12 protein-coding genes are annotated in these 14,086 nt (G+C 37.5%); 4 read left to right on the forward strand and 8 right to left on the reverse strand.

Annotation, left to right across the window (positions count from 1 at the left end; genetic code table 11):
* The first annotated feature begins 164 nt into the window (after positions 1-164).
* Entirely contained in the window at positions 165-1,142 is a 978-nt protein-coding gene (locus ABD909_RS00160) for a phage tail protein (RefSeq protein ID WP_345095922.1), read from the forward strand.
* 550 nt (positions 1,143-1,692) lie between these two features.
* On the opposite strand, the gene ABD909_RS00165 is transcribed toward ABD909_RS00160, so the two are convergent.
* The 6 genes from ABD909_RS00165 to ABD909_RS00190 are packed head-to-tail and all read right to left on the reverse strand — an operon-like array spanning position 1,693 to position 7,998.
* Positions 1,693-2,487 (reverse strand): heme ABC transporter ATP-binding protein, encoded by a 795-nt coding sequence (locus ABD909_RS00165; RefSeq protein ID WP_345095923.1) that lies wholly within the window; start codon positions 2,485-2,487, stop codon positions 1,693-1,695.
* Positions 2,484-3,581 carry a FecCD family ABC transporter permease gene (locus ABD909_RS00170; RefSeq protein ID WP_345095924.1) on the reverse strand — a complete coding sequence of 366 codons (1,098 nt, stop codon included), beginning with the start codon at positions 3,579-3,581 and terminating at the stop codon, positions 2,484-2,486. The genes ABD909_RS00165 and ABD909_RS00170 overlap by 4 nt, the downstream gene beginning before the upstream one ends.
* Positions 3,582-3,586: 5 nt before the next feature.
* Positions 3,587-4,489, reverse strand: coding sequence for a heme/hemin ABC transporter substrate-binding protein (locus tag ABD909_RS00175; protein WP_345095925.1), 903 nt, complete (start codon positions 4,487-4,489; stop codon positions 3,587-3,589).
* 16 nt (positions 4,490-4,505) lie between these two features.
* Entirely contained in the window at positions 4,506-5,549 is a 1,044-nt protein-coding gene (locus tag ABD909_RS00180; RefSeq protein ID WP_345095926.1) for a hemin-degrading factor, read from the reverse strand.
* A 45-nt stretch (positions 5,550-5,594) separates the two neighbouring features.
* Complete coding sequence (locus tag ABD909_RS00185; RefSeq protein ID WP_345095927.1) at positions 5,595-5,762, reverse strand: hypothetical protein; 168 nt, start codon at positions 5,760-5,762, stop codon at positions 5,595-5,597.
* 58 nt (positions 5,763-5,820) lie between these two features.
* Positions 5,821-7,998 carry a TonB-dependent hemoglobin/transferrin/lactoferrin family receptor gene (locus tag ABD909_RS00190; protein ID WP_345095928.1) on the reverse strand — a complete coding sequence of 726 codons (2,178 nt, stop codon included), beginning with the start codon at positions 7,996-7,998 and terminating at the stop codon, positions 5,821-5,823.
* A gap of 242 nt (positions 7,999-8,240) precedes the next feature.
* Between ABD909_RS00190 and ABD909_RS00195 the strand changes: the two genes are divergently transcribed.
* Positions 8,241-9,008 carry an energy transducer TonB family protein gene (locus ABD909_RS00195; protein WP_345095929.1) on the forward strand — a complete coding sequence of 256 codons (768 nt, stop codon included), beginning with the start codon at positions 8,241-8,243 and terminating at the stop codon, positions 9,006-9,008.
* Positions 9,009-9,101: 93 nt separating this feature from the next.
* Here ABD909_RS00195 and ABD909_RS00200 read toward each other — a convergent pair whose 3' ends face one another.
* A complete protein-coding gene (locus ABD909_RS00200; protein ID WP_345095930.1) occupies positions 9,102-11,234 on the reverse strand; it encodes a lytic transglycosylase domain-containing protein in 2,133 nt (710 codons plus the stop codon).
* 262 nt (positions 11,235-11,496) lie between these two features.
* Between ABD909_RS00200 and dapA the strand changes: the two genes are divergently transcribed.
* Positions 11,497-12,390, forward strand: coding sequence for a 4-hydroxy-tetrahydrodipicolinate synthase (dapA, locus tag ABD909_RS00205; RefSeq protein WP_345095931.1), 894 nt, complete (start codon positions 11,497-11,499; stop codon positions 12,388-12,390).
* Positions 12,391-12,397: 7 nt separating this feature from the next.
* On the forward strand, positions 12,398-12,874 hold the full coding sequence (gene smpB / locus ABD909_RS00210; RefSeq protein WP_345095932.1) for an SsrA-binding protein SmpB: 477 nt from the start codon (positions 12,398-12,400) through the stop codon (positions 12,872-12,874).
* A gap of 41 nt (positions 12,875-12,915) precedes the next feature.
* On the opposite strand, the gene ABD909_RS00215 is transcribed toward smpB, so the two are convergent.
* Positions 12,916-13,584, reverse strand: coding sequence for a uracil-DNA glycosylase (locus tag ABD909_RS00215; RefSeq protein ID WP_345095933.1), 669 nt, complete (start codon positions 13,582-13,584; stop codon positions 12,916-12,918).
* Positions 13,585-14,086 lie beyond the last annotated feature (502 nt).

Raw genomic sequence — 14,086 nt, forward strand, 5'->3', positions numbered from 1 at the left:
GCGAATTTAGTTTATTTCATTGGAAAGAGCAAAAAGAAATAAATGAATAAATACAAATACTACAGGAGTAAATAATCTATCAACGAATGGTGATGAAGGGAAGCTACACTCTGGTGCACAGAGAATAAATTACTAAAATCATTCTTAGGAATAATGGGGGTATAATGTCTAGTATTTATGATTGGTCGATAAAGGCTGATGAAAATGCGCATTCAGATAATATCATTAATTGGGCAGAAGGTCAGCCGCCTAGTTCGGTCAATGATAGTGCACGAGCGATGATGCGGCGTGTGCGTGAATATCTTGCGGATAATGGTGGTTTTATTCATTCAAATTTTATGGTCAATGTGGAAGATAAAACAACATTGATCACGTTGAAAATAGTTTTGTCTATAGAAAAATACAAAAATGATATCATCATACGTTTTAAAGCGCATAGTGTGAATATTGGTACAACAACAGTAACAGTGAATAGTATGGGAGAAAAGTGTATCTATAAAGCCACTCATACAGGTGTTATACCGTTAGAAGGGGGAGAGCTACAGACAGATGGTATTTATGAGATTGTATATAGCCAGGTTTCCATGGAAGGTCGAGATGGTTGGTATCTCTTAAATCCGACATCTCTTCCAACACCAAAGGTAGAGACTTTTCTGTGCGGATTTATTGCGACATTTGCTATGCAAGAAGTGCCAATTGGTTGGCTTTTATGTGATGGTGCGACCTATAAGTGCAAAGATTATCCGCAATTATTCAGGGCACTAGGCGACAAATGGGGGAAAGACAGTGATACAACCTTTAAAGTTCCTGACTTTAGAGGCATGTTTTTACGCGGTTTTGATAATGGTCGTGGTTTATATACGAAGAGACAGTTTGCAAATGAGCAGCAAGATAGCATAAAATCCCATACACATATTTGCACCATGGAAGAGGCCGGAGAACATACGCATAAGGTTCAATATAATGGAGTTAGGTGGAGTGCCAATGACATCGGGAGAAGAAATCCCTTTTATCACTATGAAGTTATTACGGGGACAACACAACCAGCTGGGGCGCATATGCACAAAGTAACTTTTTCTGCAACGGGTGAAACAGAAACACGACCTGTTAATGCAACGGTTGTTTATGCTATAAAGTCATGAGGCGGCTGAAGAATTAATAATCTATCCACTATTGATAATATCATTAACGCGGAATTATGCCGCGTTATTTTTTATTGTAAAGAATAAAGAGGAGAAGCTATAGTTGAAGAAGATATTTGGGATTGTTAAAAGCTCTTAAAGCGATCAAGAAAAGATTTCAAAGGTATGTAGGGGTAAGATATAAAATATTACCAAGAAGTGAACTGTGAATTATTTTATCAGTGCATGATTTGATGAAAAAATACGTCAAGAGGTCATTAAAGATTTTGTTTCTAACTGATGTGAGGGAAAAGTCTTTTTGTAAAGTATTTTTGAGAATATATAAAATTATAGCATTATTTCATGTGGATTCAAAAGAGAAAGACAAAGTCACAAAGTTATGAATAAAAATGAGAGAGAGCTACGAGACTTTTAACGAATATTGAATAAAATCAGATAGTCCTATAGAGAAGAGTTTATTATAATTCCTGAATGTCTTTTTGCATTTCATTTTGCTGTGTATTTTAACTTTTTGAGTTAAGCAAACAGATCTCTGAAAAATTATGTCCTATCATAGGCAGGATGCTGTTTGAGGGAGTATAAATGGAACATTTGTTTTAGGTAATTCAGAAACAACTAAGGAACAATGATAGACATCGCGCAGATTTTGTGTTGTCAAGACGGTAGAAGCATTTCCTTCGCAATAAATTTCTCCTTGCTTTAACAATATCATTTGATCAGCATAATGTGCGGCAAGATTAAGATCATGAAGAACGGCAAGAACACCACCACCACAACGGGCAAAGTTTCGAGCAATATCCATAACGACAATTTGATGTTGGATATCAAGGTTTGCAATAGGTTCATCTAGTATCATCCAACGAGGAACTCCATGATAAACAGGTTCCCAGATCTGACAAAGCACACGGGCAAGCTGCACTCTAGCCTGTTCTCCTCCTGAAAGTTGGTGATAATATCGATTAGCATAATCAGCAAGCTCCACGCGTTCCAAAGCTCTTTGAGTAAGACTTTGCAATTTAATTTTGTCAATAGCGTCTTGGTTTATAGAAAGACCAAGTTCGACCACTTCATGAACTAAAAATGGGAAGACGAGCACTGTTGATTGTGGTAGCACTGCACGCATTTTTGCCATTTCAGAAGTTTTTGTTTGGCTAACATCATAACCATTTAAGGTTATTTTTCCACAGTAAGGAATTTCACCACTCAGCGCTTTAATAAAAGTACTTTTTCCAGATCCATTAGGACCGATAATGATGGTAAGAGCACTGCTTTTAGCTTGAATATTAATGTGATTAAGAATTTGTTTTTTGCTGCGTTGAACGCAAATATGGGTTGCTTCAATCATGAAAAATCTGCTCCCCGTTTTTTTATAAGAATCCAAAGGAAAAAAGGTGCTCCAACAAGTGCTGTAACGATGCCAATTGGCAATTCTGCAGGGGAAACAATCAAGCGTGCAAATATATCAGCAAAAATAAGCAATGCTGCACCCAAAAGGGCAGAACAGGGAATAAGATAACGGTGATCTGGACCAATTAACTGGCGTAAAATATGGGGAACAACAATACCAATAAAACCAATACCACCACTCACAGCAACTGCGCTACCACACATGAGGGCAACGAGAAAAATAGCAATATTTTTAACTCGTTGAATATGAAAACCAATATGACCAGCAATAGCTTCTCCAAGAGCAAGAGCATTAAGTGCTCGTGATAAAAGGGGAGAAAAAAAGAGACCAATACAGATAAAAGGGAGAACAAGCCAAACTTTTAACCATGTAGCACCCGCTAGAGAACCGAGACTCCAAAAAGTAATGTCACGCAATTGTTGATCATTTGCGATAAAAACGAGTGTTCCCACAACAGCACTGCTTAAAGCACCAAGAGCAATACCGGCGAGAAGCATTGTTGCAATAGAGGTAAAACTATGATGCGTTGCTATTGTATAAAGTACAATTGTTGAGAGAAGGCCACCAAAAAAGGCACCTATGATAACTTTGTAAGGCTCTAAAAAAGGAGCTAATGAGATGGGAAAGGTAATACCAATAACAATTGCTAAAACGGCACCAAGACCTGCACCTGCTGATACGCCTACAATTCCAGGATCTGCAAGAGGGTTCCGGAAAAGCCCTTGCATGAGAACACCCGAGACAGCTAAAGATGATCCAACCAATAGCCCTAAGATAACACGAGGAAGTCTAATATCGATAAGTATGAGATAATCGCGGGTTTTACGACTCACTGAAAAATCTTGTGTAAGCATAAGATGAAAAAAATCAAAAAAAGAAACCTTTGAAGCACCAGTCACAAGCCCTCCCAAAATGCTGCAAATGAGAAATACAATGAGACTTAATAATACAGTTTTCTTTAAATTTGCACGGTCTATTTTTTTACTCTCTTGTGTTTTATGTGCATATACTGCGGATGTCTCATCTACCATTTGTATCAGCTCTTACCATTTTTGCTTGCACCATAAAGGATATTAATAAGCTCTCTCGATGCGTCTGCGGTGCGTGGACCAAATCCTAAAAGATACATAATATCCATTTGTTTAATGGCATGGTTTTTTGCGGCAGTTGTTGCTTGAACTGCTGGTATAGCTAAAATTTTTTCAAGATTAGTGGATTTTTCACCGTGCTTTACAAGTAAAATAACGTCAGGATTTGATTTTAATAATGCTTCACTATTTAATAGCTTGTATCCTTTGTAATCACTGATAGCATTGATACCACCTGAAAGCTTTATCATCGCATCGGCAGCAGTACCTGTCCCAGAAGCCATAATGCGGTCATTTTGTACAGAGAGCACAAAAAGAACACGCTTTGGTTTTGTTACTTTCGCTAAAAGTGCATCATTATCTACAAAATCACGACTTATTTTGTCAATTAATACAGCAGCTTGCGCTTCACGATGAATGGCTTTACCAACGATGCGAATCTTTTCTATTACACTTTCACGAGAATAATTTTCTGGTACAATCACAATTGGGATAGAAGTTTTCTTAAGAATATCAATTGTTGAAGCAGGACCACTTCCTTCAACAAGCAATATGCCCTCTGGAGCAAGTGATAAAACGCCCTCAGGTGATAGGGCACGCATATATCCAAGTACAGGAAGTTTGAGTGCATCTTGCGGATAAACACTTGTACTATCACGCGCTACAAGGTGATCTTGAGCTCCTAGTGCATAAACAATTTCTGTAAGAGAACCACCAATAGAGACAATCCGTGCATTTTCAGAAAAGCGCGTTGTAGGTTCAGCAATTACTGATTGAGGAAGGGAGAGAAGAGAAAATAGTGTAAAAACAAAACAAACGCTTAAAAATTTATGTAAAGAAAGCGCAATCATATCCATCTTTACCTTTCTATGCGACAATAGCTTCTTGACAGGCAGGTAGACTCTTTAATAATGAGCACCAATCTTCACGTTCTTTTTGACCTTCCTTTCGCACTCCAAAGAATTGAACAATCATCTCACCATTTTTATCGAAAATCTCAAGTGAACTGACATAACCATCACTGGTAGGTTTGCGAACATACCATACACGATCAATACCAGAAATGAGTAAATGCAGATCAAATTTAGGATCAAGAACATTAAGCCATGGCCCTACCTGTTTAATATTTTTTACTTGCCCGCTGAAAATTTGAATACATCCTCTGTTCCCAACAAAGCACATAATAGGGATTTCTTGCTTTGCAACTTTCTTGAGCATCATTTCAACAGATTCTACTGTTACTTCATTGGCAAATTCACTACCGGCATGTTTTACAGCATCATGTCGATTAATTTTGAATTCAGAAATAATCTCATGGAGCTGGTGCACATCAGTCATGTTCCGCCAACGGTTTCTGAATTGTTCAACATCAAATTCCATAGAGTTGTGTTGATTTTGAGTAGAAGGTGGAAGAACATCAAGAATAGATGACTGGTCTTCATGAAGCAATTTTTCAACAAGTCCATTCCATTTTTCCATATTTGTGGTGTCTTTAGAATAGATTTTTAAGATAGCAACACCATATTGATCAAAAAATTGCAGACTTTTTGTAGGTTTTCCAAGAACAATTACATCATACTCAAAAGCAAATTTCCATTGTTTTGAAAAAATACGCAAATCGATTTCACCAAGAGTAATAGGGATATGTGAGCTTTGAAAAATCTTTTCAAAACATCCAGTTACTTCGTGAACAGCGGATTCATTGCGTGTCAATGCCATAACTGTTCCAAGCTGAGGAGCATTTTCTAAAAAAACGGCAACATCAGCTTTTAATCTTTTTGCTTTCCCAATTGTACAATAGGCAGCAATAAGTTCTGCTTCAGAGATGCCAAGAGAAACCGCAAAATCACGGTTTCGCATTTCTTTTTTCTCTTCACGCAAACGCATAATCATTTCAGCTGTATATGACATAAACTTTCCTTCAATATTACTTGTACCGAGTTAACTTCCAACATTTTACAGTTTTGAGACAATAAGATGAATCATTCTCAACGAACGATTCAACCCATCACGAAATAAGCCCTTATGATCAACAGCAGAATAACCAAAAGTCGATAAATAAAGAATAGTTAAAGTGTTCCTTTCAACTTTTTGTGATGTAAAGAATGATAAGAATGCAAACACAATAATTTGTCCTTTTATCGATACAATTTTCTATTGGTTTAATAGTTAACAGAAGTGACTAAAACTTTTGCACGAATGACACTTTAAAATTACGACCAGGCTGACTATAATAATCTTTTGGTGTTGAGCTTTTACCTGAAGGAAGATCTGACACATTCCAATATTTTGCATTGAAAAGATTATAAACGCCAGCTCTTATAATAGGTCCCTGTTCACCGAACGGTTTCCACCATCCTGTTATATCGACGACATGATATCCTGGAACTTTTTGGTAGTCAGACCCTTCAGCAACTTTATCACGCTTGGCTGCCAAAGTAAGCATAATATCAGTGCCCCAAACTTCCGTAGCATATCCTAGTCCGATAATAGTTTTCAAAGGTGGTATGGAGCTCAGATATTGATTTTTGTCAAGATCTTTTCCTTGTAAATAGGCAAAGGTAATATTGCTATGAAAACCATTTTGTAAAATCCAATGTGCTCTTGTTTCAACGCCCAAAATTCGTACGCGCGAACGATTGACATAATGCCGACGCGCCAATCTAAATTCTTCTGATGGTCCTTTATCTATGGTATCTATGAAATTCTTATACTGATTAATAAAAGCGCTGAAAGAACCGCCAAAATTCATATTTCCATATTGTATACCAACATCATAACCATTGCTTGTCTCTGCTTTCAGATCAGGATTTCCCTTCGAGTAATAAGCAGAAGGTTTAATATAAGAGACGTAAAGTTCTGAAACACGTGGTGCACGAAAAGCTTGTGCCCATTGAGCATAGAACGTCACTTGATTGCGAATATCCCACTCCATGCGTAACTTAGGAGAGAAACGTGAACCATTTCTTTCTGGAGGAAATTTGTCAGAAATGAGAGCTTTTTCATAAGCAGAGGTTTTTTGAGGGATATATTTATACCAATCATAACGAATTCCAGGTGTTATACGGAAACGGTTATCAGCCAAACCAATTTCATCTTCGAAAGCAAAACCAAAATTGTAACTCTTTGTGTCTGGTGAATCAGATCGATTAGCAGGCACAAAAAGACAGCCGCGTGCATTTTCTGGCAAATGACAATTGTCTTTACCTAACAAATATTGATGAAATTTAGATGACGAAACATTTATAGCAAATTTTAACGTATGGTCTAAAGTACCTGTATAACCTTTTTTGAGAGCATGAGCGTTGAAACCATAACTAGTATTACGCAAAAAATTATTTCTCAAATAATCTCCTGTGGGTGCAGCTACACGAACGCCAGTCATAATGTAACGATCTGACTGTTTTTGCCAATAGATCTGCCCACGAAACGTATCAAGAACAGCATCTCCATTGCCATTATAATTATAAGAAAGGGAAAGACGTTCACGTTTTTTATTATCTTTATCATAAACAGAACCTGGAGCATATCTTTTAGATGCATCCAATGAATGAGTGTTGTTATCATAAGCAAAACGTTCTGCAGTAAAACCAATCCGGTGGTTGTCACTCAAATATTGATGAATTTTAAAGAGCAAATTGTTTTTGTCAAAACGAGAAGGGTTTTTACGTGTACGCTCATCGTATCCCCCTACAGTCCCCATATTCTTACGCTCATGACCTTCATTATGAGATCCTTGAAAAAGTAAAAATGTTTGTTGTGCACGTACTGCAACAGCTTGATCTACATGCCAACTGTTGTTAACAGAATGGTAGCCACCCTTTATGAGGCCTCCCCAATTCTTTCCTTCTTTAATAAGATCTTCAGGATTAAGGGTACGCAAAGCAACAACCCCCCCTAAGGCACCAGATCCATAAAGGCTAGAATCCGACCCTTGAATAATATCAAACGTAGAAAGTGCACTAAAATCAAAAGTTGTGTTTCCACCATTTCCACGTAGTATATCATCAAACCATGGAAGAACAATGCCATCCATTGTTGTAAGAACACGGTTTGCATTCAAACCACGGATCACGAAACTATTATTGAGTGAGTTATAGGAAACAGATGCATTAAGACGATCAACATCATGAACATCACTTATTTGTTTTTCATCAATATCCCTTGCGGTTTTCCTATTGGTGAGAATAGTTACTGAACCGGAAGCATCCTCTATTTTTTTTCCTTTAATAATAATCGGCTTAAGCTCAGTTACAGCTTCCTTATTGCTGTTTTGCGCAAAAACATATGAAGGTATACAGACCGACAAAGCACTTAAAATCACGCAGCTTTTGTGGATGTTTTTTCGTCTTATTCGCATAACACATCATAACCTTTTCTTAAAAATAAACCCCTCCATAGCCTGAAATTTATTATAGAAACGCTTGACACAAACGATCACAAATTGGTCAGTCAAACATAAAGTGATTTGATCACAAAACCACAACAAAACCATATTAAACATGACAAAATCAGTCAAGAAAAAAGTTGCAATTTCAAAATAGCTTGCTTTAATGAAGTTTAATACCAACTATTCAGCTTAGAATAGCGGCGGAAAAAACTATGATTTTTGCAAATACAAGACAGTTACTAATTCTTTGGATTGGTGGGTTTGTTTGTGCTTTCTCTTTACATATAGCATTGGGAGCACAGTTTTACTTTTCCAGTACTGGTGTCAGTAATGGCACACCCTCTTTCCCGATTATGCTAACTTTTAATCAAGAGACTCTTTTACAGGATTTTGATACAGATTCGGCTGATATTGATATAGATCTATCAAATATTAGCACCGAACCAGAAATATTGCAGCCTGATTTTCCAGAGCAGGAGTCAGAGATATTGGAAGCCGTAGATAAAGATCAACTGGAAGAAGCCCATCGTAAAGATGACTTAGCGGTTCTCAAATCTTTGGAAGAATTTTCATCTCAAAAAAGTGAACATGAAATGCGCATCAAAAAAACGAAACCAAAGATTGTGACAAAGCATTCCACTGTAAACGCGGTGCGTTCATCTAGCACCGCTCAAAGTACTGATACGGCAGCACGTGAGGATGCACTATTAATAGAATGGTTAGCAAAGGTACAGGAGCAATTAGAAAAGCAAAAAAAATACGTTATAAGACAGCGTATCAGTCGTACAAAAAGGACAGTAACACTAGAATTTAGAGTGCATGAACAAGGGAGTATTTTTTCTAGTCGCCTTGTAACCTCTGCTGGTGATCCGGAACTTGATCGATTAGCTATAGAGGTGCTTCAACGTGTGAGCTCTTTTCCTCCACCACCACCATCAAAAGTTAATAAAATTATCAGAGTATCTTTGATATTCAGTTGATTTTCAGGAGGAGCTGAGTAGTAATTGTTGCTATATTTTAGTCTATGCATTGAGAAATGAGAATGAACACCTTGAGGGTAAATTGAGATTGGATTACTTCCACCGGCCGGAAAGGAGATTAGCTTTTATATCTGTTTTTCCAGTCAATCTTGTTTGGTAGACTCCGTAATTTTCCATGACACGCATCACGTAATTACGTGTTTCTGTATAGGGAATACGTTCAATCCAGTCGATAACTTTGTCAAGCGTCTGTCCTCGAGGATCACCATAACGTTTTATCCATTCATCAACCCGGCGAGCCCCTGCATTGTAACCAATGAGAGTTAAGATATAAGATCCATTAAAATGTTCTAATTGTTCGCTTAGAAAATAAGCACCTAATGTAGCATTATAACTAGCATCACTACTCAATTTTTGAGGTGACCATGCCATTGAATATTTTTTTGCGAGTGTTTTTGCTGTGGTAGGCAATAACTGTAGTATACCTCGTGCACCTGCTTTTGATATGGCTGTTGGATTAAATTCACTTTCTTGACGAGCAATAGCATACACAAGTGCTTGTCCTGCCTTAGAAATATTTGCAGAAGTTGGTATAGCACCTATAGGATGGGAAAGAGCACCAACATTTTTTCCTTTAAAAACAGCAGTTTTTCCGATTTTGAGGCTTGTATAATAGTCGCCATTTTTTTCTGCCATTACAGCCAGAAGAGCTAATTCGCCAGGACTTTCTATTTTTTCACCGAGTTCTTTATAAAAAAACTTAGCGAGGTTAGCATATCCAACTGTTTCAAGGCGTTGAATGGCTTTAATAGCTTCTCGTGTACTAAACCGTTGTCGTTCAGTGGCTGTTGGCTTAGGAAAGTGGATTTCAAGCTTTTTTTGATTAAGACGTGAAGCTGCTAATTGACCATAATAAGTTGCACCAAAATAAGCGGCGCGATGAAAATAATTCTGGGCATTTTGATGTTCACTTAGAGTTTCTGCAGCTCGTCCCATCCAATAGTATCCACGGGATAAGGCAAGAGGTGCAGAAGATAATTGAGGAATACGTGAAAAATGGTGCATTGCTAATTTAGGATCATGAAGAAATCGTAGCGCATACCACCCTGCGTGAAATTCAGCGTCCACTGCTAATAAAGATGTCATACCATTATGTGTGGCAACGAGTTGATAAGCGATTTTAGGTTTATTTAAATCGAGCATTTCGCGGGAAAGGGCGCGTTTTTCTTTCCATAATGCATGAGGATCCATAAATTTTAATGCATCCTTTGATGTTTTCATCATGAGAGTTACAGCTGCATTATATTGTCCAGTTCGTCTAAGATGGCGAATTTGAGCAAATTGTAATAGGGGAGCTTTTTGCCATGATCGCTCCACCGCGCGTAATTTTTGCATGGCTCTAGGATCATTTTTTTCAACGGCAATAAAAGCATTAAAAAGAGATTGAGCATGGGCTAATTTTGCAACGCGCTCTGCTGAATCAAAGCGATGAGCATAAAGCATAAATTGCATACGTTTCAAATGATCTACAGGTTTTAAGACAGCACTTGCATTTTTAAGAATAAGCTCTTCTTCTTTTGCATTGAGTTTTTCTTTATGCCACCACGGTGCAATAATTTGTTGAGCACGGGCGATTTGTCTCGTTGCAATAAGTGCTTTAGCAAACCGAGCCATACCTTCTGCTGTTAAAGGGGAGTGATGAGCAAATTTTTGCAGGATGACATGTGTGAAATTGTTTTCATTGATAAAAGCACGTTCAGCATTACGTTGCATAATATCTATGCCTGGCCATCCTTTGAGTTCTCTCATTGCATTGAATATTTCAGAGCTTGGTGTATTGGCTTGATTTGATATACCGATTGCCCATGTCAAAATATGACGATCAAGGCTATTTTTTCCCAATGAATTACGAAGACTTATTGTTTTTGCAATATTGTTACTTAAAAGCGCATCTAAACCCACTTTAAGTTGCTTAAGAGTAGAATTATTATTGGGCGTAGGAGAATTTTGAAAGATCTTGTGAACTTGTCTAAGAGGTTTTTTAACTTCTTTTTTTGTAACAATAGGGTTAGGGCGAACCAAAGGGATTGGTGCTTTCCCATGCAAAAGAGGTGTTTTTGTCCACCCACTTGAAAATAAACACGCACTTGAAAATAAAATTGTTGTTGCCAGTATAAGTATAGTAAAGGTTTGTCGACAAAAAAAGAGGGCATGAAATGTGCGCATAAGAAAAAAACCTGGAGACCTATTGCCGTGAAGCCTTGTAATTGAGAAACATGTAACAATTTTTAGAAGAGAAGGGTGAAAAACGGGTTAATGCAAACTGATATTTTAGAGATATTCGAAATTGAAGAAGATACATGTTAAATCTTGAGAGAGTTATTATGAAATTCATCTTGCTTCAATAAGAGAGCAAGATTATGCTCTATCATCCGGTCGATTTATAAAGGCTTTAAAAAATAATAGAGAACATTACAGGGAGTTGATCATGCTCAAGGGAGCCATAACTGCGCTTATCACACCGTTTGATGAGAAAGGCGCTATTGATGAGAAGGCATTTTGCGATTTTATTGAGTGGCAGGTTGCTCAAGGTATTAATGGTGTAAGCCCTGTTGGAACAACGGGTGAATCACCGACTTTAAGTCATGAAGAACACAAACAAGTTATAGAATTGTGTGTTGAGCAAGTTGCCAAGCGCATTCCTGTTTTGGCTGGAGCAGGCTCCAATAGCACAAGTGAGGCTGTAGAGCTTGCACAGCATGCACAAAAGGCAGGTGCAGATGCAGTTTTGGTAGTCACTCCTTATTATAACAGGCCTAATCAGGTTGGTTTATACAAGCATTTTTCGTCCATTGCGAAAGCTATTTCTATACCTATTATAATTTATAATATTCCCGGTCGTTCTGTTATTGATATGGCTGTGGAAACTATGAGGGATCTGTGTCAGGATTTTAAAAATATCATTGGTGTCAAAGATGCGACGAGCAAAATTGAGCGTGTTAGTGAACAACGTGAAAGATGTGGTAAAAATTTTATACAGCTTTCCGGTGATGATAGTACGGCATTAGGTTTTAATGCACATGGAGGAGTGGGGTGTATTTCGGTATCATCCAATGTTGCTCCAAAGCTCTGTACAGAGCTTCAAATTGCTTGTTTACGTGGTGATTATAACACAGCACGTGAATTAAATGATCGTCTGATGCCTCTCAATCGTGCAGTCTTTATTGAACCAAGCCCTGCTGGTATAAAATATGCTGCTGCAAAATTAGGGATTTGTGGGAGTACTGTTCGTTCACCAATTGTTCCACTAGCAGATACCACAAAGAAAATTATTGATGCGGCCCTGTGCCATGCCGGACTGCTTAAAGAAAAGATAGTATAAGGTTGTCATGAGTAAAAAAAAGAACGTGTCAGTACGAAAAATAATTGCTGATAATCGTAAAGCGCGTTTTAATTATGAAATTCTCGATAATCTTGAAGCTGGTCTGGTCTTACAGGGCGCGGAGGTAAAGTCTTTGCGTTCTAATCATGCGAATATCGCTGAAAGTTATGCCAGTTTTGAAAATGGAGAATTATGGTTGGTGAACAGCTATATTCCTGAATATACGCAAGCTAATCGTTTTAATCATGAGCCACGTCGTTTACGTAAGTTATTAATTTCAAAGCGTGAAATGGCACATTTTTTTAATGCGATTTCTCGTGAAGGAATGACTCTTGTTCCTCTCAAACTTTATTTTAATAAAAGAGGGCGCGCTAAGTTAGAAATTGCTCTAGCACGTGGGAAAAAGCTTCATGATAAGCGCGAGACGGAAAAGAAACGTGATTGGGGACGTGAAAAAGCAAGACTTTTAAAAAGATATGGATAACAAAATTGCTATCCTTTATTGTATCTCCCCTCAAAGAGATTTCAGCATTGATCTAGATATGTTTTTGCGGCTGCGAAAATCTGGTGGAACATAGTGTCCGTTAAACGGCCTGTATTGGTGTTATAGCGTGAACAATGATAACTTGAAAAAATACGTAATTTACCAATATTGTTTACTTCTCCATGTCCAAAGGGATGGGCTAAAATTTTTGCATTGAGAGCACGCACTGTTGAATGATGTGCAATAGTACCGAGGGTGATAATAGCTTTAAGTTTAGGAAGATTTGTTAAAAGGGGTGCAAAGAAAGATCGGCAAGTATTAATTTCTGCACCAGTGGGTTTATTTTCTGGCGGGACACAACGAACTGCGTTAACAATTGCAGCATCAATCAATTCAAGACTGTCATCGATTCTTTCTTCAAAGGTACCTTGGGCAAAGCCAAACTTTTTCAAAGTGGAATAAAGTAAGTGTCCAGCATAGTCACCAGTAAATGGACGCCCTGTTCGATTTGCTCCACGCAGTCCAGGAGCGAGACCAACAATAAGAAGGCGGGTTGTCGCAGCACCTTTATAGGGAAAGAATGGGCGCACCGGTGCATTATACCAGTGTGGTTCTTTCATGCGCCAGTCAGAAATGAAGTTATGCAAGCGTGGGCATAAATTGCAATTTGGTGGTGGTTCTGGGCAAAGCGGTGTTAATTGGTTATTCATGGGGCAGCATTCATCATTTTTCGTAAAAATTGTTCTAAGGTATATGAGGGATCATGTTTTTATGAACAACCATAATGAATATAAGTGGATTATTTAATAACAGAGTTTAACATAAAAGATTGCTTTATTTTTCAAAGAGTGAAAATCATTTAGTGATTTGTTTGATAAATAAGATGGGAATGAATACAACATTTAATGGGATAAATTTTCTTATTTATATGAATGTATTATCATAAATAATATGTATGAGGCTCTTTTATAGAGAAAGATTTTTAATGAATTGGAACGATTGATATAATCTTAAAGGATGAATTTCCCAAAGTTTATCGAGTAGATTGAAACGGTGAATGTATTTTTCTTTTTGAATTCAGTACTTTTGGAACGTTTTATTTTAAAGTGATACTGATAACGAACTTGGATAGGCAATGCACTTTTTATAAAGCTTCCAAGAATTTTTTTTAAATGAGATCTTTTAGTAAAAAATATTAAAACCTGCATTGTT

The organism is Bartonella acomydis, from assembly GCF_039543025.1.
GTDB classification, from domain to species: domain Bacteria; phylum Pseudomonadota; class Alphaproteobacteria; order Rhizobiales; family Rhizobiaceae; genus Bartonella; species Bartonella acomydis.